The organism is Streptomyces sp. NPDC058000 (genome assembly GCF_042886435.1).
In the GTDB taxonomy this organism is placed as follows: Bacteria; Actinomycetota; Actinomycetes; order Streptomycetales; family Streptomycetaceae; genus Streptomyces.
Map to the genome: position 1 here is coordinate 222,103 of NZ_JBHVQS010000008.1, position 21,300 is coordinate 243,402.

Annotated in this window: 20 protein-coding genes; 2 read left to right on the forward strand and 18 right to left on the reverse strand. The window is 71.2% G+C overall.

What is annotated here, in order from left to right:
• Positions 1–107: 107 nt before the first annotated feature.
• The 3 genes from ACFVT2_RS11670 to ACFVT2_RS11680 all read right to left on the reverse strand — a co-directional run bounded on the left by ACFVT2_RS11670 (position 108) and on the right by ACFVT2_RS11680 (position 2,940).
• Positions 108–749, reverse strand: coding sequence for a vitamin K epoxide reductase family protein (locus tag ACFVT2_RS11670; protein ID WP_390015362.1), 642 nt, complete (start codon positions 747–749; stop codon positions 108–110).
• Positions 750–948: 199 nt separating this feature from the next.
• Positions 949–2,211: a histidine--tRNA ligase gene (gene hisS, locus ACFVT2_RS11675; protein ID WP_390015365.1), complete on the reverse strand. Its 1,263-nt coding sequence runs from the start codon at positions 2,209–2,211 to the stop codon at positions 949–951.
• Between the two features lie 12 nt (positions 2,212–2,223).
• Positions 2,224–2,940: an MBL fold metallo-hydrolase gene (locus ACFVT2_RS11680; RefSeq protein WP_390015368.1), complete on the reverse strand. Its 717-nt coding sequence runs from the start codon at positions 2,938–2,940 to the stop codon at positions 2,224–2,226.
• 242 nt (positions 2,941–3,182) lie between these two features.
• Between ACFVT2_RS11680 and ACFVT2_RS11685 the strand changes: the two genes are divergently transcribed.
• Positions 3,183–4,001, forward strand: coding sequence for a peptidylprolyl isomerase (locus tag ACFVT2_RS11685; RefSeq protein WP_390015371.1), 819 nt, complete (start codon positions 3,183–3,185; stop codon positions 3,999–4,001).
• 242 nt (positions 4,002–4,243) lie between these two features.
• The gene (locus ACFVT2_RS11690; RefSeq protein WP_390015374.1) at positions 4,244–5,473 is read left to right on the forward strand and encodes a DUF349 domain-containing protein; all 1,230 of its coding nucleotides are present in this window, start codon (positions 4,244–4,246) and stop codon (positions 5,471–5,473) included.
• Positions 5,474–5,617: 144 nt separating this feature from the next.
• Here ACFVT2_RS11690 and ACFVT2_RS11695 read toward each other — a convergent pair whose 3' ends face one another.
• The 15 genes from ACFVT2_RS11695 to ACFVT2_RS11765 form a co-directional block, all read right to left on the reverse strand.
• Entirely contained in the window at positions 5,618–6,760 is a 1,143-nt protein-coding gene (locus ACFVT2_RS11695) for a caspase family protein (protein ID WP_390015377.1), read from the reverse strand.
• Positions 6,744–7,139, reverse strand: coding sequence for a hypothetical protein (locus ACFVT2_RS11700; protein ID WP_390015380.1), 396 nt, complete (start codon positions 7,137–7,139; stop codon positions 6,744–6,746). Before ACFVT2_RS11700 ends, ACFVT2_RS11695 begins: the two co-directional genes overlap by 17 nt.
• Entirely contained in the window at positions 7,132–8,424 is a 1,293-nt protein-coding gene (locus tag ACFVT2_RS11705) for a protein kinase (protein WP_390015383.1), read from the reverse strand. Before ACFVT2_RS11705 ends, ACFVT2_RS11700 begins: the two co-directional genes overlap by 8 nt.
• A gap of 19 nt (positions 8,425–8,443) precedes the next feature.
• Positions 8,444–10,984 (reverse strand): RelA/SpoT family protein, encoded by a 2,541-nt coding sequence (locus ACFVT2_RS11710; protein ID WP_390015386.1) that lies wholly within the window; start codon positions 10,982–10,984, stop codon positions 8,444–8,446.
• A gap of 195 nt (positions 10,985–11,179) precedes the next feature.
• Positions 11,180–11,728 carry an adenine phosphoribosyltransferase gene (locus ACFVT2_RS11715; RefSeq protein WP_390015388.1) on the reverse strand — a complete coding sequence of 183 codons (549 nt, stop codon included), beginning with the start codon at positions 11,726–11,728 and terminating at the stop codon, positions 11,180–11,182.
• Entirely contained in the window at positions 11,725–12,849 is a 1,125-nt protein-coding gene (secF, locus tag ACFVT2_RS11720; protein ID WP_390015390.1) for a protein translocase subunit SecF, read from the reverse strand. The genes ACFVT2_RS11715 and secF overlap by 4 nt, the downstream gene beginning before the upstream one ends.
• Position 12,850: 1 nt before the next feature.
• Complete coding sequence (secD, locus tag ACFVT2_RS11725) at positions 12,851–14,611, reverse strand: protein translocase subunit SecD (RefSeq protein WP_390015393.1); 1,761 nt, start codon at positions 14,609–14,611, stop codon at positions 12,851–12,853.
• A gap of 154 nt (positions 14,612–14,765) precedes the next feature.
• Positions 14,766–15,341 (reverse strand): preprotein translocase subunit YajC, encoded by a 576-nt coding sequence (gene yajC, locus ACFVT2_RS11730; protein WP_390015395.1) that lies wholly within the window; start codon positions 15,339–15,341, stop codon positions 14,766–14,768.
• Between the two features lie 161 nt (positions 15,342–15,502).
• Positions 15,503–16,591, reverse strand: a complete 1,089-nt coding sequence (ruvB, locus tag ACFVT2_RS11735) for a Holliday junction branch migration DNA helicase RuvB (RefSeq protein WP_390015398.1) — start codon at positions 16,589–16,591, stop codon at positions 15,503–15,505.
• 79 nt (positions 16,592–16,670) lie between these two features.
• Complete coding sequence (gene ruvA, locus ACFVT2_RS11740; protein WP_390015401.1) at positions 16,671–17,291, reverse strand: Holliday junction branch migration protein RuvA; 621 nt, start codon at positions 17,289–17,291, stop codon at positions 16,671–16,673.
• The gene (ruvC, locus tag ACFVT2_RS11745) at positions 17,288–17,839 is read right to left on the reverse strand and encodes a crossover junction endodeoxyribonuclease RuvC (RefSeq protein WP_390015404.1); all 552 of its coding nucleotides are present in this window, start codon (positions 17,837–17,839) and stop codon (positions 17,288–17,290) included. The genes ruvA and ruvC overlap by 4 nt, the downstream gene beginning before the upstream one ends.
• Before the next feature lie 134 nt (positions 17,840–17,973).
• Positions 17,974–18,726 carry a YebC/PmpR family DNA-binding transcriptional regulator gene (locus ACFVT2_RS11750; RefSeq protein WP_390015407.1) on the reverse strand — a complete coding sequence of 251 codons (753 nt, stop codon included), beginning with the start codon at positions 18,724–18,726 and terminating at the stop codon, positions 17,974–17,976.
• Positions 18,727–18,823: 97 nt separating this feature from the next.
• Positions 18,824–19,435 (reverse strand): pyridoxal 5'-phosphate synthase glutaminase subunit PdxT, encoded by a 612-nt coding sequence (gene pdxT / locus ACFVT2_RS11755; RefSeq protein ID WP_390015410.1) that lies wholly within the window; start codon positions 19,433–19,435, stop codon positions 18,824–18,826.
• A gap of 14 nt (positions 19,436–19,449) precedes the next feature.
• Positions 19,450–20,361 carry a pyridoxal 5'-phosphate synthase lyase subunit PdxS gene (gene pdxS, locus ACFVT2_RS11760; RefSeq protein ID WP_030067142.1) on the reverse strand — a complete coding sequence of 304 codons (912 nt, stop codon included), beginning with the start codon at positions 20,359–20,361 and terminating at the stop codon, positions 19,450–19,452.
• Between the two features lie 146 nt (positions 20,362–20,507).
• Positions 20,508–21,053, reverse strand: coding sequence for a hypothetical protein (locus ACFVT2_RS11765; protein ID WP_390015413.1), 546 nt, complete (start codon positions 21,051–21,053; stop codon positions 20,508–20,510).
• Positions 21,054–21,300: the final 247 nt, after the last annotated feature.

Below are 21,300 nucleotides of genomic sequence, written 5' to 3' on the forward strand. Positions count from 1 at the left end.
TCTACGGAGCCTATGCCACCGCACTGACAACGCCCCGGCCGCCGGGGTCGGCGGGCCGGGGCGCGGAAGAGGCTCCGGAGGCGTCCGGGACGACTCCGGGGGACGACTCAGAGCAGGCTGCTCCAGTACGACCACCAGCGGGTCAGGATCAGCAGCGCGATCACGCCGTACCAGAGCACCGGGACCACCCAGTGGAACTCCACGACCGCGTCGCGCAGCCCCCGGGGCGCCGGGATGATGCCGTGCTTGAGGTTGTGCACGGTGGTGTACCAGAACATCAGGAGGGTCACGCACCAGGTCAGCGTGCACCACAGGCAGAGCGCGTTGATGTGGTACAGCGACTGGGTCATCAGCCACATGCAGAAGACCGTGGCCAGCAAGGTGCCCACGTTCAGACCGAGCCAGTACCAGCGGCGGAAGCGGGCACCCGCCAGCAGGGCCATGCCGATCGCGATGACCACCGCGAAACCGACCAGCCCGGCCATCGGGTTGGGGAAGCCGAAGACAGCCGCCTGCTTGCTCTGCATGACGCTGCCGCAGGAGATGATCGGGTTGAGGCTGCAGGCCGGCTTGAAGTTCGGGTCCTTCAGCAGCTCGAACTTGTCCAGGGTGATGATCCAGGCGGCCAGTCCGCCGAGCGCGCCGGTGATCACCAGGAGCAGGGCGAAGCCTCGACCGGAGCCGATGGTTTCCGCGGCGCTCGCGCGGTCGTCGTCGGTGGACACGTCGTCAAGCGCTGTCGTCGTCATATGGCCGTTCCGTCGGTCCCGTGGGGAGATGGGGCTCGGCCGGCGGTTCCCGGCCGCGTCATTCATTGTGCCGCACCTCCCTGTGAACCTGGGGTGCCCTGGGCGGATCCGGGGTGATTCGGCACCACCCGGCGTTGACGCGAGGGGGCCCGGACGGCGCACTGCCGTCCGGGCCCCCTCGGGGTCGGTACCACCCGGCTCAGGCCAGCGCCCGCCGGACCTCGTCGACCACCGCGTCCAGCGCGATCGCGGTCTGCTCACCGCTCTGCAGGTCCTTGAGCTGGACCACGCCCTCGGCCAGGTCCCGCTCGCCGGCCACCAGGGCCAGCCGCGCGCCGGAGCGGTTGGCGGACTTCATGGCGTTCTTCAGGCCCTTGCCGCCGTAGGCGAAGTCCGTGGCCACCCCGGCCCGGCGCAGTTCGGTGACCTTGCCGAAGAGCACCCGGCGGGCCTCCTCGCCGAGCGGGACCGCGTAGACGGAGGTGGCGGCCGGCAGGTCGAGGGTGATGCCCTCGGCCTCCAGGGCCAGCACCGTGCGGTCGACGCCCAGCGCCCAGCCGACGGACGGCAGCGCGGGACCGCCGATCATCTCCGAGAGGCCGTCGTAGCGGCCGCCGCCGCCCACCGCGGACTGCGAACCGAGACCGTCGTGGACGAACTCGAAGGTGGTGCGGGTGTAGTAGTCCAGGCCGCGGACCAGCTTCAGGTCGTCCTCGAAGGCCACGCCCGCCGCGGTCAGCAGCTCGCGCACCTGCTCGTGGTAGGTCTTGCACGCCTCGCAGAGGTAGTCGCGCAGCATCGGCGCACCGGTCAGCTGCTTCTGGACCGCCTCGCGCTTGTCGTCCAGGACGCGCAGCGGGTTGATGTCGACCCGGCGCCGGGTGTCCTCGTCCAGGTCCAGCCCGCGCAGGAAGTCCTGGAGCGCGGCGCGGTAGACGGGACGGCACTCCTTGTCGCCCAGCGAGTTGAGCAGGATGCGGAAGTTCCGTAGGCCGAGCGCACGGTAGGACTGGTTGGCCAGGATGATCAGCTCGGCGTCCAGCGCCGGGTCCTCGACACCGATCGCCTCGGCGCCGACCTGCGAGAAGTGCCGGTAACGGCCCTTCTGCGGGCGCTCGTAGCGGTAGTACGAGCCGGAGTACCAGAGCTTGACCGGGAGGTTGCCGCCCTTGTGGAGGTTGGCCTCCAACGCGGCGCGCAGCGTGGACGCGGTGCCCTCGGGCCGCAGGGCGAGCTTGTCGCCGCCCTTGGTCTCGAAGGCGTACATCTCCTTGGTGACGATGTCGGTGGACTCACCGACACCGCGGGCGAACAGCTCGACGTTCTCGAAGCCGGGCGTCTCGATGTAGCCGTATCCGGAGTTCTTCAGCGGTGCGGAGATCGCCTCGCGCACCGCGAGGTACGTCGCGGAATTCGGCGGGATCAGGTCGTAGGTGCCCTTGGGTGCCTGAAAGGTGCTCACGGAAGGTTCTCGTCACATTCCTCGTCGCGGAGCGGCGGTCGGGGTGCCGTCTCCGAGGCCGGCGGCCACCTGCCGGAGGAAGGGGTTGGTGGCGCGCTCGTGGCCGATGGTGGTCTGGGGGCCGTGGCCGGACAGGACGACGGTGGAGTCCTCCAGGGGCAGGCACACACGTGCCAGCGACCGGAGGATCTCGGCGTGGTCGCCGCCCGGCAGGTCGGTGCGTCCGATGGAGCCGGCGAACAGCAGGTCGCCCGAGAAGAAGACCGGCGGAACGTCGGCCTGCTCGGGCATCCGGAAGGTCACCGACCCCTTGGTATGGCCCGGGGCGTGTGCGACCGAGAACTCCATCCCGGCCAGCTCCAGCGCGCTCCCGTCGGTCAGCTCCTTGACGTCGTCCGGCTCGCCCACGGTCAGCTCGCCCATGAGCTGCTGCCCGATGGAGCGGCCGAGCGCCTTCTCCGGATCGCTCATCATGAAGCGGTCCTCGGGGTGGATCCAGGCGGGGACGTCGTGCGCGCCGCACACCGGGACGACAGACGCGACATGGTCGATGTGGCCGTGGGTGAGGATCACCGCGACGGGCTTGAGCCGATGCTTCCTGAGCGCGTCCTCGACTCCTGGGGCCGCCTGGTGGCCCGGGTCGATGATCACGCACTCCTCGCCGGCGGCGGGGGCGACCAAGTAGCAGTTGGTCCCCCAGGCCCCGGCGGGGAACCCGGCAATCAGCACGTTCGTCCTTAAAGATCGGTGGGGGCGGCCTGCGGGACCGCGCCCGGAACATCTCGGCAGCTCCAGAGCCTACCGGCGGGACTCCCGGCAGGGCGAACCCGTATACGGTACGGCCACGGCTGGGCCCTGCCGTCAGACTCCCCTCGTCCGCCCGGAGGGCGGGCCGGACGTCGAACGGCAGGCGGGAGTCCGACGGCAGGGCCCAGCGGCAGCGATCGACGCTCAGGACAAGGAGACGACCGGTGGCCAGCAAGGACCGGCGGCGGCGCGAGCTCGCCCGGCAGAAGTACGCGCGCCAGCACGAGCGGCGGGTCGAGACCAAGCGGCGCACCAAGCGCCGCAACGTGATCATCGCGGGCGTCGTGGCCGTCGCGTTGACCGCCGGTGCCACCGCGTACGCCTCCGTCACGCTGATCGGCGGCGATCGGAAGACCAGCGACGACGCGGCCGCCCCGGCCGGCGACCCGTGCGCCCGGCCCGCCAAGGGCACACCGTCGAAGAAGACCTGGCCGAAGGAGCCGGCGATGACGGTCGACACCTCGGCGTCGTACACCTCCGAGCTGACCACCACCTGCGGGCGGATCACCTTCACCATGGACGCGGCCAAGGCGCCGCACACCGTCAACTCGTTCGCCTTCCTGGCGGGCCAGGGCTACTTCGACCACAGCCGCTGCCACCGCCTGGTCGACCAGCGGATCCACGTCCTGCAGTGCGGCGACCCGAAGGGCACCGGCGAGGGCACGCCCGGCTACACCCTCCCGGACGAGAACCTCAAGGACCCGCAGCTCAAGGGCGACGTCTACCCGGCGGGCACGGTCGCCATGGCCAACCGCTACGACGGCAGCAACCCCAAGACCCGCAACTCCGGCGGCAGTCAGTTCTTCCTCGTCTACCAGGACAGCCAGCTGCCCCCGAACTACACGCCGTTCGGGCGGATCACCGGCGGGATGGACGTCCTGAAGAAGATCGCCGACGCCGGTTCGCACCCCGACCCGGCGACCGGCAGCACCGCACCCAACGCCACGGTCGTCATCAATGAGGCGGTGGTCAAAAAGTCCTGATCGGGGGCGACAGGTGTGGGGCGCGTTCCGTCGTCCCCGCTGGAATTTCGGTCGTGCTGGATGCGGACAGCCGACCGCCGGTCGCCTAGATTGGCGTTGTGTAGGGTGCCTGCTCCGACGGCCTGCCACCCTCACCGCAATTCAGCCCGTCGGACCGGCCGGGGCGCTGCCCCGCCGGACAGAAACTGTGGACGATGCCGGGGGGCCACAGGCCCGCGTCGGCATCATGTGGAGGAGGCGCTGTGAGCAGCGACCCATGGGGCCGCGTCGATGAGACGGGGACCGTGTACGTGCGTACCGCCGACGGCGAGCAGGTCGTCGGATCGTGGCAGGCGGGCACTCCCGAAGAGGCCCTCGCCTACTTCGAGCGCAAGTATGAGGGCCTGGTCGTGGAAATCGACCTCCTGGAGCGACGGGTCAGGACCACCGACCTCTCGGCGAAGGACGCCCAGGCCGCGATCGACCACCTGCGCGTGCAGGTCGACGAGCACCACGCGGTGGGCGATCTGGAGGCACTGAAGAAGCGGCTGGACGCGCTGGTCAGCGCGGTCGAGTCGCGGCGCGAGGAGCGCCGGGCGGCGAAGGCCCAGCAGAGCGACGAGGCCAGGCAGGCCAAGGAGAAGCTGGTCGTCGAGGCCGAGGAGTTGGCCGTCAGCGAGCAGTGGCGGGTGGCGGGCGAGCGGCTGCGGGCGCTGGTCGACACCTGGAAGGGCCTGCCGCGGCTGGACCGCAAGACCGACGACGAGCTGTGGCACCGCTTCTCGCACGCCCGGTCGGCGTTCTCCAAGCGGCGCAAGGCGCACTTCGCCTCGCTGGACGCGCAGCGCGAGGAGGCCCGCAAGGCCAAGGAGAAGCTGGTCGCCGAGGCCGAGTCGCTGTCCGGCTCCACGGACTGGGGGACCACCGCCGCCCGTTACCGCGACCTGATGCAGGAGTGGAAGGCCGCCGGCCGCGCCCAGCGCGAGCACGAGGACGATCTGTGGAACCGCTTCCGCGGCGCGCAGGACGTCTTCTTCCAGGCGCGCAGCGAGGTCTTCGCGGAGCGCGACGCCGAGCAGCAGGAGAACCTGACCCGCAAGGAGGAACTGGCCGCCGAGGCGGAGAAGCTGCTCCCGGTCACCGACCTGAAGGCGGCCCGGGCCGCGTTCCGGGCGGTCAACGAGCGGTGGGAGGCCATCGGTCACGTGCCGCGGGACGCCCGTCCCAAGATCGAGGGCCGGATGCACGCGGTCGAGCGGGCCATCCAGGAGGCCGAGGAGGCCGATTGGCGGCGGACCAACCCTGAGGCGCGGGCGCGCGCCGCGGGGCTGACCGGTCAGCTCCAGGACGCCGTCGACAAGCTCCAGAAGCAGATCGACGCGGCCCGGGCGGCCGGCAACACCGCCAAGGCCGACAAGCTCGGCCGGGAGCTGGAGGGCCGCAAGGCGCTGCTGGACCAGGCGCTGAAGGGCCTGGAGGAGTTCGGCGGCTGAGCGCGCCTTTTTGCGGCTGAGCCGCCGCCGCTTTCGCGGAGGTGGTTGCTCGCCGTGGGGGCTCCTCAATCGATGGCCGATGTGCCGCACGCGGAACGGCCCGCCGGGGTTTCCCGGCGGGCCGTTCCGCGTGGTCGGGGCGGTTCACCGCCGGCTGCGGCTGCCGGTCTCCATCAGGTCCAGGGCGTGCTTGAGCACCTCGCACGCCTGGATGTGGTTGCCGGACTCCTGGAGCAGGTCGGCCAGCCGCCGGCAGACCAGCACGGCCTCCGGGCCGTAGACCTGACGGGCCCGGTGGAACGCCTGCTCCAGGACCTCGATGGCCTCCTTGATCTGCCCGGTCTCGGCGAGGAGTTCGGAGAGCTCCAGTTGTACGGGCAACAGGTCGCCCCCGCCGTCCGGGCCGCGCTCCCTCAGGGCGAGCCGGAGCACCGGCAGCGCATCGCGGCTGTTGCCGGCCGCCCGCAGCATCCGCGCCAGGCTGAGGCCGGACGCCACCATGGCGGCGCGGACCTCGGCGTCGAGCACCGGCCCGGCGGGCCCGCGGCGCTGCGCCAGCGCGCGGTTGCGGGCCAGCGGCAGCCGTCCCACGCCGTTCTCCTGGGCGCGCTGCGGCAGCGGGCGGTTCTTGGCCCCCAGCCGCTCCTCCAGGGCCCGGTAGAGGGTGTCGAGGTCGATCAGCTCGGGGCCGTCGGTGATGCCGTACCGGAGGATGCCGAGCAGTTCGCCGGTGAAGGCGGTGTGCCGTTCGCCGTCCGGGGCCAGCGCCATCCGGTCCCGCGGGGAGGCGGTCAGCACGTACGCGCCGTCCACCGCGGCCTGGGCGGCCAGGACGTCCTTGCGGCCGGCGAGCGTGCGGACGGCCCGGCCGCTGAAGCAGCAGTCCAGGATGACGACCTTGCGGCGGGCGCGGGCGCCCCGGATGGCGCCGCGCAGGTGCTGGTAGGCGACCGCGGTGTAGCCGACGCTGTCCCGGGAGCCGGTCAGGCCGAGGTAGAGGTCGGCCGACTCGGTGTCGCGCATGCCGTGGCCCGCGTAGTAGACGACGAGGGTGTCGGTGGCCTCGTCGCCCGCGCGGTGGACGGGATCGAGCATCGCATCGGCGCTCCCCGGGTCGAGCACCACCTCGCAGTGCGACTCCGGCAGCCCCCAGACCGTGGCGTCGCCGAGGGCTCCCGCCAGGTCGCGGAGGTTGGTCCCGACGGCCGGGAGCGCGTCGAGGTGGCGGTAGGAGGCGGTGCCGAGCAGCACGGCCCGGGAGGCGGCCGGATCAGGCAGTCCGGTCATCGCCCCCGGGCTCCTGGGCCTCGTCGAGCAGGGCGACGATCCGGCGTACGGTCTCCGGATCGGCGGCCGCACCGCGCGGGATGCGGACCTCGATCTCCCCGGCGCGCAGGGTGAGTTCGGGGGCGCGGCGGCGCGCGTCGCGCCACTGGAGGACCGACACCGCGAGCGAGCCGCCGGACACCGCGGTGCCGAGGGCCAGCTGGAGCAGGTCGAAGCCGAGGCCCATCTCGCCGGGTCGGGGCCCGCGGGAGGCGGCGAGGCTGCCGCGCACCTGGCGGTGGAGTTCCTCGTCGTCGTGCAACCAGTGCATCAGGGAACGGAGTTCCTCCTCCGCGTCGCCGCCCGGCTCCGGTACCGCCCGTACTTCGAGATCAGTCACGATCCCGCCCCCTCCGCTGCTCGGTTGCTGCGTTGACCCGTGAGAACAGTTCCAGTGCCTCGGCGCCCGCGCCCAGCCGCGCCAGGCACACCGCCTGCCAGTACTGGCTGGTCAAGGTGGTCGGATGATCCGGTCCCAGGGCCGAGGCGCAGACCTGGGCGACCGCGGTGAGCATCCGCACCGCTTCTTGGATGTCGCCGCGCAGGACGAGGTTGACCGCCTCGCGCTGGCGGGACCGGGCGTTGTCCGCCGTCATGCTGCTGAGCAGCAACTGGCGGGTGCCGTCGCTGAGCGTCAGCGGCCGGTGGACGTCCCGTGCGGCCGGCTCCGTCTGCGGGATCGCCGCCCAGTCCAGCAGCTCCGGGGCCGAGGAGTCCTGGGCCGGCGGGCTGTAGACGAACTCCACGGCCTGCTCGCGGACGCTGCCGGCGATCAGCTCCCGCAGCTCGTCCATGCCGTGCGCGGCGAACGAGGCCAGCGTCGCCTCGACCCGGGAGCCCACCGGCCGCTCCCCGGGGTCCTGCCGGCACAGCGCGTCCACCAGCCCGGCCAGGTCCTCCGGAACGTCGCTGCCGGCCCGCCCGGCCAGCCGCGGAACGCCCGGGCCGGTCGCCAGCTCCACCAGCGCCCCGACGTCCACGGCGGCGGTGCCCAGCGGCGGCGTCCCGGTCAGCATCAGGTACAGGCAGGTGCCGAGCCCGTACAAGTCGGCGCCGGGGCCCGGGAGTTCACCCCGGATCAGCTCCGGGGCCATGTACTGCGGGGTGCCGAGCAGCGCACCGGCCTGGGTGATGGCCGGCTCCTCGGCGAGCCGGGCCAGTCCGAAGTCCTGGAGCACCACCCGGCCGGCGCGGGTGACCGTGACGTTGGTCGGTTTGACGTCGCGGTGCAGCACGCCGGCCGCGTGGGCGGCGGTCAGCGCCTGGAGCATCTCCAGTGCGATCGCGGCGGCCACCGGGGGCCGCAGCGGCTCCCGGCTCGCCACCAGCTCCGCCAGGCCGACCCCGTCCAGCAGCTCCATCACGATGTACGGCGCGCCCTCGTGGACGCCGCTGTCGTAGACGTGCACCACGCCCGGGTGGCTGATCCGGGCCAGTGCCTGGGCCTCCCGGCGGAAGCGCGTCAGGGCCGTCGCACCGGCGTCCGGACCGCCCGCGGACAGCAGGCGCTTGACCGCCACCCGGCGGTCCAGCGCGGTGTCCACCGCTTCGTGGACGGCACCCATCCCGCCCCGCCCGATCAGCCGGACGAGGCGGTACCGCCCGTCGAGCACGTCCTCCCCCATCGTCTCCCCCTCGCCGCGGTCAGGGCCGTCGTGCCGAGGTCACCCGATAGACGTCGTAGACCCCCTCCACGCCCCGCACCGCCTTCAGGACGTGCCCCAGGTGCTTGGGGTCGCCCATCTCGAAGGTGAAGCGGGAGGTGGCGACCCGGTCGCGGGAGGTCTGCACCGCCGCGGAGAGGATGTTGACGTGCTGGTCGGACAGGACGCGGGTGACGTCCGACAGCAGCCGGGAGCGGTCCAGCGCCTCCACCTGGATGGCGACGAGGAAGACCGACGACTGGGTCGGCGCCCACTCGACCTCCAGGATCCGCTCGGGCTGCCGGGAGAGCGAGTCCACGTTCACGCAGTCGGCGCGGTGCACCGAGACGCCGCTGCCGCGGGTGACGAACCCGATGATGGGGTCGCCCGGCACCGGCGTACAACAGCGGGCCAGCTTCACCCACACGTCGTCCACGCCCTTGACGACCACGCCCGGGTCCGCGCTGGACCGGCGCTGGGAACGCGGCCGGATCGGCGTCGACTCGGCGATGTCCTCGGTGGCCTCGTCCTGTCCGCCGAGCGCCTGCACCAGCTTCTGGACGACGCCCTGCGCGGCGACATGGCCCTCACCGATGGCGGCGTAGAGCGAGGAGATGTCCGGGTAGCGCATCTCGTGCGCGAGGGTCACCAGGGAGTCGCCGGTCAGGATCCGCTGGATCGGCAGGTTCTGCTTGCGCATCGCCCGCGCGATGGCGTCCTTGCCCTGCTCGATGGCCTCGTCGCGGCGCTCCTTGGAGAACCACGCGCGGATCTTGTTACGGGCCCGCGGGGACTTCACGAAGCTCAGCCAGTCGCGGGACGGGCCCGCGCCGGTCGCCTTGGAAGTGAAGACCTCCACCAAGTCGCCGTTGTCCAGGGTCGATTCGAGCGGCACCAGACGGCCGTTGACCCGCGCCCCTATCGTGCGGTGGCCGACCTCGGTGTGCACCGCGTAGGCGAAGTCGACCGGGGTGGCGCCGGCCGGCAGTGCTATCACGTCGCCCTTGGGCGTGAAGACGAAGACCTCGTTGCGGGAGAGGTCGAAGCGCAGCGACTCCAGGAACTCGCCCGGGTCCTCGGTCTCCTTCTGCCAGTCCAGCAACTGCCGCAGCCAGGCCATGTCGTTGACGGTGTCCTGGCCGACGCCCTTGCCGACGCCCTTGGGCGCGTCGGTGCGCACCTTGGAGGCACCGGCGACCGCCTCCTGCTTGTACTTCCAGTGCGCGGCGATGCCGTATTCGGCGCGCCGGTGCATGTCGAAGGTGCGGATCTGGAGTTCAACGGGCTTGCCGCTGGGGCCGATCACCGTCGTGTGCAGCGACTGGTACATGTTGAACTTGGGCATCGCGATGTAGTCCTTGAACCGGCCGGGGACCGGATTCCACCGCGCGTGGATGGTGCCCAGGGCCGCGTAGCAGTCCCGGACCGTGTCGACGAGGACGCGGATGCCCACCAGGTCGTAGATCTCGGCGAAGTCGCGGCCGCGCACGATCATCTTCTGGTAGACGCTGTAGTAGTGCTTCGGCCGGCCGGTGACGGTGGCCTTGATACGGGCGGCCCGCAGATCGGCCTGGACCTCGTCGGTCACCACCGCCAGGTACTCGTCGCGCTTGGGCGCGCGCTCGGCGACCAGCCGGACGATCTCGTCGTACATCTTGGGGTAGAGGATCGCGAAGGCGAGGTCCTCCAGCTCCCACTTGATGGTGTTCATGCCCAGCCGGTGCGCCAGCGGGGCGTAGATCTCCAGCGTCTCGCGGGCCTTCTTCTCCTGCTTCTCCCGCTTGAGGTAGCGCATGGTGCGCATGTTGTGGAGCCGGTCGGCGAGCTTGATGACCAGTACCCGCGGGTCCTTGGCCATCGCCACGACCATCTTGCGGACCGTCTCGGCCTGCGCGGCCTCGCCGAACTTGACCTTGTCCAGCTTGGTGACGCCGTCGACGAGCAGCGCGACCTGGTCGCCGAAGTCCCGGCGCAGGGTGTCGAGCCCGTACTCGGTGTCCTCGACGGTGTCGTGCAGCAGTCCCGCCATCAGCGTCGCCGGGTCCATGCCGAGCTCGGCGAGGATGGTGGTGACCGCGAGCGGGTGGGTGATGTACGGGTCGCCGCTCTTGCGCTTCTGACCGCGGTGCCAGCGCTCGGCGACCTGGTAGGCCCGCTCGACCTGGCGCAGCGTGGCGGTCTCGATCTTGGGGTCGTTGCTGCGGACGGCCCGCAGCAAGGGCTCCAGGACCGGGTTGTACGGGCTGGAGCGCTGCACACCCAGCCGGGCGAGGCGGGCCCGGACGCGGTTGGGCGAGCCGGAGCGGCCGGCCGACGCGGTCGACAGCGACTTGGTCGGCGACTGCGGCCCGGGGGCCGGGCGGGACCGCCCGGCGGGAGCCTGGGGCGCGGTGTCCGCGGCGGTGCCGTCGGCCGCGTCCTGCCGCTCGGGCTTCGACGCGTCGGAGGAAACCGCGGGCTGCGGCTTCGGCTCGTCCGGGCGCACGGCGGGGGTTTCCGCCGGACGCGGTCCGGGGGAGAGCGGCTGGGCCTCGTCTGGCAAGGGCACTCCTCATGCGGGTACGGACCCCAGGGCCTCGAAGCGGCCGGGGTGCCATGGTATCCAGCCCATGGCCATAGCTGCCGCGCGGCCATGGGTCTGCACATGACACAGCAGCGGGGGCACCCGGAATGTTCCGGATGCCCCCGCTGCTCAGGCAGGTGCCGGTCGATGCCGGCGGCGGCTCAGACCGCGGTCTCAGACCGTGATCAGGGCCTCCAGCGGAGCGCCCTTCAGACCCGACTCCAGCCGCTGCCGGCCGTCCAGGAAGCCCAGCTCCAGCAGCACCGCCAGGCCGGCCACCTCTGCCCCGGCCCGACGGATGAGCTGCATCGACGCGTCCGCGGTACCGCCGGTGGCCAGCACGTCGTCGATCACCAGGACCCGGTCGCCGGGCGTCAGCGCATCGGCGTGGATCTCGATCTCGGCGGTGCCGTACTCCAGCTCGTACGCCTGGCCGAGCGTCACGCCGGGCAGCTTGCCGGCCTTGCGGACCGGGACGAAGCCGACCCCGGCGGCCACCGCGACCGGCGCGGCGAGGATGAAGCCGCGGGCCTCCAGGCCCACCACCTTGTCCACCCGGAAGCGCTCACACAGGTCGACGAAGGCGCCGGTCAGGGCGCGGAACGCGGTCGGATCGGCGAGCAGCGGGGTGATGTCCTTGAACACCACGCCCGGCTGCGGGTAGTCCGGCACGTCCGAGATCCGGCTGAGGAGCAGCTCGCGCAGCTCGGCGGGGGCGCTCATCGACGTCCACCCGAGGGGCGGCCGCGGCCGCGGTTGCGAGACGACGCCGACTGGGGGCGCGGGCCGATGACCGCGGCGCCCTCGCCGTCGTCCTCGGCACCGTCGTCCGCTCCGGAGTCGGTCCCCTCCTGGCCGGCCGCCTCTTTGGCGGCGGCCGAGGCACGCTTGGCGGCGACCCGCGTGGCCAGCGCCTTCATCTGCGGCTCGCGGTTCTTCAGGTCGGCGACCAGCGGCGTCGCGATGAAGATCGACGAGTAGGCGCCGGCGGCCAGACCCACGAACAGGGCCAGCGAGATGTCGTTGAGCATTCCCGCGCCGAGCACGCCGCCGCCGACGAACAGCAGGCCGGCGACCGGGAGCAGTGCCACGACGGTGGTGTTGATCGACCGCACCAGGGTGCCGTTGATGCTGCGGTTGGCGATCTCGCTGTAGGTGAAGCGGCTCTGCTTGGTGATGTCCTTGGAGGCTTCCTTCAGGCTGTCGAAGACGACGACCGTGTCGTACAGCGAGTAACCGAGGATCGTCAGCAGACCGATGACCGTGCCCGGGGTGACCTCGAAGCCGACCAGGGCGTAGACGCCGACCGTGATCGTCAGGTCGTGGATCAGGGCGACCAGTGCGGCGACCGCCATCCGCCACTCGAAGGCGACGGCCAGGTAGAGCACCACGAGGACCATGAAGATCCCCAGGCCCAGCCACGCCTTGTCGGCGATCTGCTCGCCCCAACTCGGGCCGACCAGCTGGGTGTTGACGTCCTTGACCGGGACCTTGAGGTCCTTGGCGATCTCCTCCTGGACGGGCAGCGACTGCTTGGTGTCCAGACCGCTGATCTGGATGCGCAGCGCGCCGCCGCCCAACTGCTGCACCGTCGCCTGGTGGCCGGGGGCGGCCGACTCGGCGCTGTGCTGGGCCTCCGCAGTGGAGACCGAGGTCTTCGGGGTGGTGAAGACCGCACCGCCGGAGAACTCGATGCCCATGTTCAGACCGCGCACCGCCAGGCCGACGATGGCCGTGATGGTGATGAGGATCGAGACGCCGTACCAGATCTTCCGCTTGCCGATGAAGTCGTAGCCGACCTCACCGCGGTAGAGCCGGGCGCCGAGGTTGCCGAGCTTGGACATCTCACGCCTCCTTCGTCTGGGTGGGGGCGGTGCGACGACGGCGCAGCGGGGGCTTGGCGCCCAGGCGCTTGGGGTCGAGGCCGGACCAGGAGTGGCCCTCGGAGAAGAACTTCCGCCGGGCCAGCAGCGTCATCAGGGGCTTGGTGAAGAGGAACACCACGACCACGTCGAGGACGGTGGTCAGGCCCAGCGTGAACGCGAAGCCCTGCACCTTGCCGACGGTGACGATGAACAGCACCGCGGCGGCCAGGAACGACACGAAGTCGGAGACCAGGATCGTGCGACGGGCCCGCGGCCAGCCGCGCTCGACGGCCGGACGCAGGGTGCGGCCCTCCCGGATCTCGTCCCGGATGCGCTCGAAGTAGACGATGAACGAGTCGGCGGTGATTCCGATGGCGACGATGGCGCCACAGACCGCCGGAAGGTTCAGCGCGAACCCGATGGCCGGCCCGAGCAACGTCATGATCGTGTACGTGAGGACCGCCGAGACCCCCAGGCTCGCCAGCGCGACCAGCGCCAGCCCCCGGTAGTAGGCGACCAGGTAGATGACGACCAGCGCGAGGCCGATGGCACCGGCGATCAGACCGGCGTGCAGCTGCTCGCCACCGAGCGCCGCGGTGACCGTGGTCTCGTCGTCGATCTTGAAGGAGAGCGGCAGGGCACCGTAGGACAGCATGTTGCCGAGGTCCTCGGCGGACTGCTGGGTGAAGCCGCCGGAGATGGTGGCGTTGCCGCCGTTGAGCCGCTCGGTGACGCGCGGGTCGGAGACCACCGCGCCGTCCAGCACGATCGCGAACTGGTTCTGCGGCGGCGTCTTGGTGGCGAGCATGCCGGTGACGTCCGCGAACTTCTTGCCGCCGTCGGAGGTGAAGTCCATCTGGACGATCCAGCCCTGGCCCTGCTGGGAGTCGAAGACCGCCTTGGCGTCCTTGACGTCCTGGCCCTCGACGCCGACCGGGCCGAGCACGTACTTCTGGGAGCCGTCGTTCTTACAGGCCACGACCGGGTCGCTGGGCTTGGCACCGGCGGCCTGCACGTTGGCCTGGGACAGGCTCTGCTTCGTGGAGCAGTCCAGCGCCGCGAACTGCTTCTGCAGGGCGGCCGGGGCGTCCGCGCCACCGGGGGCGGGCGGCGTCGGCTGCGCCGAGGGCTTGTCCGACGCGGAGGCCGAGGGCGAGGCGGACGGCTTCTTCAGCGCGTCCGTGACCGCGCGGCCCTGAGTGGAGGCGCTGGCGCTCGGGGTCGGCGAGGAGCTCAGCTGGGAGCCCTTGCCGCCGCCGGCCTTCCCACCGTCCTTGCCGCCGACCTGGCCGCTCTTGGAGGGGCTGGGCGAGGGCTGGGGGGCCTTGGTGCCCGCGGCGGTGGTCAGCACCGGCCGGAAGGCGAGCTGGGCGGTGGTGCCGACCTGCTGGCGGGCCTGCTTCGCGTCCGTCCCCTTGGGGATGTTCACGATGATGTGGTCGTTGCCCTGCGTCTGGACCTCGGACTCGGTCACACCAAGACCGTTGACCCGCCGCTCCATGATGCCGGCGGCGGTGTTCATGTTGGTCTCGTTGATCGCGTTGGGCTTGCCCGGCTGGTTCTGCGCCGCCAGCGTGAAGCTGGTGCCGCCCGCCAGGTCGATGCCCAGTCGGGGGGTCAGCGTGCCGGAGTAGAACATGCCTCCGATCAGCGCCACCATCGCGATCAGGACCAGGATCAGGGTGCGCCCTGGATGCCCCTGGTTCGCGGGCGCCCTGCGGCCCTTCTTCGGTGCTGCCACCTTGTCGTTTCTCCCTGTCCAACCCCTCGGCCTGGGATGTCTGCCGAGCGGCCACGAAGTGTTGTGGGGACGTGCCCCCGCCGGAGCCTAGACCGTCCGGGAACCGCGGTGCGCCCGATCGGGGACGTGCCGCGGCTCCCCACTACGGAACGGACTACTTCGCGTCGGCGCCGCCGGCCTTCTTGTCGTCCTTGGCGGCGTCGTCCTTGGCGGCCGGCTCGTCAGCCTTGTCGGCCTTGTCAGCCTTGTCGGCCTTGTCGGCCTCAGCGGCCTCGGCAGCTTTGTCGGCCTCGGCCTTGTCGGCGGCGGGCTCGGCCTCGTCGCCGGCCTCGGCCTTGCCCAGGTCGATCTTGCCGGCCTTGTCACCCTTATCGGTGGCCTCGTCGGCACCGGTCAGCGACGAGACATCGTCCGGAACGACCGGGTTGTCCTCGCCGGTGATCGGGTCGGCACCGTCCAGAATGCGGTTGTACTCCTCATCCGCGAGCACCGCGCCGATGGAGTTCTTGGCGTAGAGGGCGTGCACGCCGGGAGCGACCTCGAGGAGGACGGTTTCCTCGTGGATTTCCTTGACGGTGGCGTACATGCCACCGATCGTGCGGACACCGGTGCCGGGCTGCATCTCGTTGCGCATCTGCTGGGCCGCCTGCTGCTTCTTCTTGGCGGACCGCGTCATCAGGAACATGGCCCCGATGAGAACGATGAAGGGGAGGAGAGTCATGATACTCACGGGACGGAAATCCTTCGCACGACCGCATCTCCGCGGTCTCATATACAGAGGTGGAAATACCGTCCATACGGACGGCATCGGCGGAGTCTAAGCGAGTCCGCACCAGTGGAACAACGCCCAGCATCGCACCGCAGTTCCTGACCGGGCGAGTCTCCGCGCCGTCATGCCGTGAACAGTCCCGCCTGTCCGCTTCCGCCCGCTTGCTGCGGCGGCACCAGCCCGAGGTGGGCCCACGCCGCGGGGGTCGCGATCCGGCCGCGCGGCGTACGGGCCAGCAGACCCTCGCGCACCAGGAAGGGCTCGGCGACCTCCTCGACCGTCTCCCGCTCCTCCCCCACCGCGACCGCGAGGGTGGACAGTCCCACCGGGCCGCCGCCGAACAGCTTGAGCAGGGCGGTGAGCACCGCCCGGTCGAGCCGGTCCAGCCCGCGGCTGTCGACCTCGTAGACCCCCAGGGCCTGCTCGGCGACCTCGCGGGTGATCACGCCGTCGGCCTTGACCTGGGCGTAGTCGCGGACCCGCCGCAGCAGGCGGTTGGCGATCCGGGGCGTGCCACGGGAGCGGCCGGCGATCTCGGCAGCGCCGTCCGGCTCTATTTCCACGTCGAGCAGGCCGGCGGAGCGGTGGATGACGCGCTGTAGTTCTACGGGTGCGTAGAACTCCATGTGGCCGGTGAAGCCGAACCGGTCCCGCAGCGGCGGCGGCAGCAGGCCGGCCCGGGTGGTGGCCCCGACCAGCGTGAACGGGGGGAGCTCCAGCGGGATCGCGGTCGCGCCCGGCCCCTTGCCGACGATCACGTCGACCCGGAAGTCCTCCATCGCCATGTACAGCATCTCCTCGGCGGGCCGGGACATCCGGTGGATCTCGTCGAGGAAGAGGACCTCGCCCTCCTGGAGGGAGGAGAGGATCGCCGCCAGATCGCCGGCGTGCTGGATGGCGGGACCGGAGGTGATCCGGATCGGGGCACCCATCTCGGCCGCGATGATCATGGAGAGGGTGGTCTTGCCCAGCCCGGGCGCGCCGGAGAGGAGGACGTGGTCGGCGGTGGCACCACGGGCGCGGGCCGCCTTCAGCACAAGGTCGAGCTGTTCGCGGACCCGCTCCTGGCCGACGAACTCGGCCAGGTCCTTGGGCCGCAGTGCGGCCTCGACGGCGTTCTCCTCGCCGTCGGCGTCGGCCGCCACCAGCCGGTCGGCCGGGCCGTCGACGCTCTCCTCGGCGGTGGACGGTGCGGTGTCGTCCCAGTTCACTGCGGATTGCCTCGCGGAGTCGGGGCGGCCGGGCCGCCTGCGTGGTCGTACGGTCGGGGGCGCGCGGGCGCAGCGCCGGTCATCGGGCCCGGTTGAGGGTCTGCAGCGCCGCCTTCAGCAGCTGCGACACCTGCGGCGTCCCGCCCGCGGCGGCGGTCGCCTCGGCCTGCGGGGCCACCGCGGCGACCGCCTCGTCGGCCTCCCGGGCGGCGTAGCCCAGACCGACCAGCGCGGCCTGCAACTGATCGCGCCAGCCGGCCGGCGCCGCGGCCCCGGCCACCGGACGGGCGGTGCCGACCGGGGAGCCGAGCCGGTCCTTGAACTCCAGCAGCAGCTTCTGCGCGCCCTTCTTGCCGATGCCCGGCACGGCCGTCAGCGCCTTCTCGTCGCCCGTGGACACCGCGAGCCGCAGGGCGTCCGGGGAGTGCACCGCGAGCATCGCCTGGGCGAGCCGCGGGCCGACGCCGCTGGCGGTCTGGAGCAGCTCGAAGGTCTGCCGTTCGTCGTCGTCGGCGAAGCCGTAGAGGGTGAGCGAGTCCTCGCGGACGACGAGGGAGGTGGCGAGCTTGGCCTGTGCGCCGACCCGCAGCCCGGACAGGGTGTTCGGCGTGCACTGGACGGCCATGCCGATGCCGCCGACCTCGATGACGGCGGTGTCCGGCGCGAGGGCCGCGACCGGGCCGGAGACAAAGGCGATCATCGGGTGCCCTTCAGCGTGCGTACGGGAGCGGGGGTGCGGCGGGCCGCGGCCTGGGCCTGCTGGAGGCGGTTGACCGCGGGGGCGCGCCAGATGTGGCAGATGGCCAGGGCGAGGGCGTCGGCGGCGTCGGCCGGCTTGGGCGGTGCGTTCAGCCGCAGCAGGCGGGTGACCATCGCGCCGACCTGCGCCTTGTCGGCCCGGCCGGAGCCGGTGACCGCGGCCTTGACCTCGCTGGGGGTGTGCAGCGCGACCGGCAGCCCGCGGCGGGCGGCGCACAGCATGGCGACCGCGCTGGCCTGGGCGGTGCCCATGACCGTACGGACGTTGTGCTGGCTGAAGACCCGCTCCACGGCGACGCATTCGGGGCGGTGGGCGTCGAGCCACTCCTCTATGCCGCGCTCGATCAGCACCAGGCGGTGCGCGATGTCCGCGTCCGCCGGGGTCCGGACGACGCCGACGTCGACCATGGTCAGTGGCCGCCCCGCGATCCCGTCCACCACGCCGACCCCGCACCGCGTCAACCCCGGGTCCACCCCCAGCACCTTCATCGGGCCCCGCCCCTCGCCGTCGTTCGGTCGTCTGTTCCTGTGTTCCTGCAGGTTAGTAGCTGCCACTGACAAACCGACGGGCCGGCGGGGTGTGTCCCCGCCGGCCCGTCGTACGACCGGTAAGTCCGCGACCGTCAGGCGTCGACCTTGGCCATGACCTCGTCGGACACGTCGAAGTTGGCGAAGACGTTCTGCACGTCGTCGCTGTCCTCCAGCGCGTCGATCAGCTTGAAGATCTTGCGCGCGGCCTCTTCCTCCAGCTCGACCTGCATGGTCGGGATGAAGTTGGCCTCGGCCGAGTCGTAGTCGATCCCGGCCTCCTGGAGCGCGGTCCGCACCGCGACCAGGTCGGTGGCCTCGCTGAGCACCTCGAAGGACTCACCGAGGTCGTTGACCTCCTCGGCACCGGCGTCCAGGACCGCGCCGAGCACGTCGTCCTCGCTCAGCTCGCCCTTGGGGACGATCACCACGCCCTTGCGGTTGAAGAGGTACGACACCGAGCCCGGGTCGGCCATCGAGCCGCCGTTGCGGGTCATCGCGACCCGGACGTCGGACGCGGCACGGTTGCGGTTGTCGGTGAGGCACTCGATGAGGACCGCGACGCCGTTGGGACCGTAGCCCTCGTACATGATCGTCTCGTAGTCGGCGCCACCGGCTTCGAGACCGCCGCCGCGCTTGATCGCGGAGTCGATGTTCTTGTTCGGAACCGACTGCTTCTTCGCCTTCTGCACGGCGTCGTACAGCGTCGGGTTACCTTCCAGGTCGACGCCGCCCATACGCGCCGCGACCTCGACGTTCTTGATCAGCTTCGCGAAGAGCTTGCCGCGCTTTGCATCGATCACGGCCTTCTTGTGCTTCGTCGTAGCCCATTTAGAGTGGCCGGACATCCGCCTGTCTCCTTCGCGTAACCAATTTCAGAAACGATCGCCCCAGATCCTACCGGGAGGGCCGCCGGTCTCCCGAACTCCACCCCTCACGGAGCGCTTACGCACGCTCTCCTTGAGGGGCCACCGCACGCACCATGTCCACGAAGAACCCGTGGATCCGGTGGTCGCCGGTCAACTCCGGGTGGAACGACGTGGCGAGGACGTTACCCTGCCGCACCGCCACCGTATGTCCACCGTACGTCGCGAGGACATCGGCGGAGGCGCCGACCGACTCGACCCAGGGCGCCCGGATGAAGACGCCCTCCACCGGGCCGCCGTCGATCCCGGCGACCTCGACGGCCGCCTCGAACGACTCGTTCTGCCGCCCGAAGGCGTTACGGCGCACGATCATGTCGATGCCGCCGAGCGTCTCCTGGTCCTCCCGGGCGTCCAGCAGCTTGTCGGCGACCATGATCATGCCGGCGCAGGTGCCGTAGACCGGCCGGCCCGCCCGCACGAACGCGCGCAGCGGCTCCAACATGCCGAACGCGACCGCCAGTTTGGACATGGTGGTGGACTCGCCGCCGGGTATGACCAGGCCGTCGATCCCGGCGAGTTCCTCGGGACGGCGGACCGGAAGCCCCTGGGCGCCGGCGTCCGCGAGCGCCTTGAGGTGCTCGCGGACGTCGCCCTGGAGCGCCAGCACACCGATGGTGGGAGTGGTGCTCATCAGTTTCTGCGTCCTTACCAGCCGCGGTTGGCGTAGCGCTCGGCCTCGGGGAGGGTGTCGCAGTTGATGCCGACCATGGCCTCGCCCAGGTTGCGGGAGACATCCGCGATGACCTTCGGGTCGTCGTAGAAGGTGGTGGCCTTCACGATCGCGGCGGCGCGCTTGGCCGGGTCGCCGGACTTGAAGATGCCGGAGCCGACGAAGACGCCCTCGGCGCCGAGCTGGCGCATCAGCGCGGCGTCGGCGGGGGTAGCGACACCACCGGCGGAGAACAGGACGACGGGCAGCTTGCCGAGCTCGGCGACCTCCTTGACCAGCTCGAACGGGGCGCGCAGCTCCTTGGCGGCGGCGTACAGCTCGTTGTTGTCGCAGCCGCGCAGCTTGGCGATCTCGCCCTTGATCTGGCGCAGGTGGCGGACCGCCTCGACGACGTTGCCGGTGCCGGCCTCGCCCTTGGAGCGGATCATGGCCGCGCCCTCGGCAATACGGCGCAGGGCCTCGCCCAGGTTGGTCGCACCGCAGACGAAGGGGGTGGTGAAGGCCCACTTGTCGGAGTGGTTGACCTCGTCGGCCGGGGTGAGGACCTCGGACTCGTCGATGTAGTCCACGCCGAGCGACTGGAGGACCTGGGCCTCGACGAAGTGGCCGATACGGGACTTGGCCATGACCGGGATCGAGACGGCGTCGATGATGCCGTCGATCATGTCGGGGTCGGACATACGGGCCACGCCGCCGTCCTTGCGGATGTCGGCCGGCACCCGCTCCAGGGCCATGACGGCGACGGCACCGGCGTCCTCGGCGATCTTCGCCTCTTCCGGCGTGACGACGTCCATGATCACGCCGCCCTTGAGCTGCTCGGCCATACCGCGCTTGACACGCGCGGTTCCGGTCTCGGGGTTCTGGGGCGTAGTGGGCGTGCTGGACACGTTGACCTCACTCAGTGCGGGTGGTTGTGCTTCGGCGCCTACACAACCGTGGGTCAGTGACCTGGGAAAAGGGCCAATTAGAGGTCAGTGGCTTGCGGTATCTACCGTCTCAGCATTCGGAAGTCCCACTTCCGCTTCGTGGTCGGTCAGCTCCCGACCAAGCGGTCGTCCAAAACGGCCGGCGGCTCGTCGTCCATCTCAAAGGCCATCGGGAACGGCGCATGGCCGGCCAACCGCAAATAACGGACCAACCGATGCCGGCGGACCGCCCGCGCGGCCCGCACGGCGTCGTTGTGGAACCGGCGCGCCATCGGAACCCGACGCACCGCCGCGGTCAGCTCCGCGACCGTCCTCTCGCCGCCCGGAGCCTCCCGCACCGCCTCCAGCTGCGCCTCGTCCTCGAAGACGGCCCGCAGCGCCTGGCTGAGCTCGCTCTCCGCGACCTCGCGGTGGTCCTCCGCCACCTGCCGGGCCTCGTGCGCGGCCTGATAGAGCACGATCGACGCGGCCGGGTCCAACACACCCGAGGTCCCCACCTCCTGCGCGACCGACGCCCGCCGGAGCAACTGGGCGTCCAGCGCCGCCCGAGCCGCATCGATGCGCGCGTGCAGCCGGTCGAGCCGCCCGGCCGTCCAGCTCAGGTAGACGCCGATGAGGACGATCGCGGCGGCGATCCAAATAAACGTGGTCACGCGGGGTCACGTTACCCGTCCGCTGCGCTTGGCTGGCTTCCCACGTTGTCGGCCGTCCCGCCGTGGGGGTTGCTGTTTTTGCGCCTGGCGGCGCGGGGCGTTGCCGCTGTGCGGTGCCGTTTCGCCTGCGGCGGGCGGGGCCGCTGCGCGGGGCGGGGTCCGCTGCGCGGGCTGTTCGGCCGCGGTGCCGGGGCTGTGGGGGTTGGGGGTGGGGGGGAGGGGGGGGGGTTAGGCCGCACACCCCCCC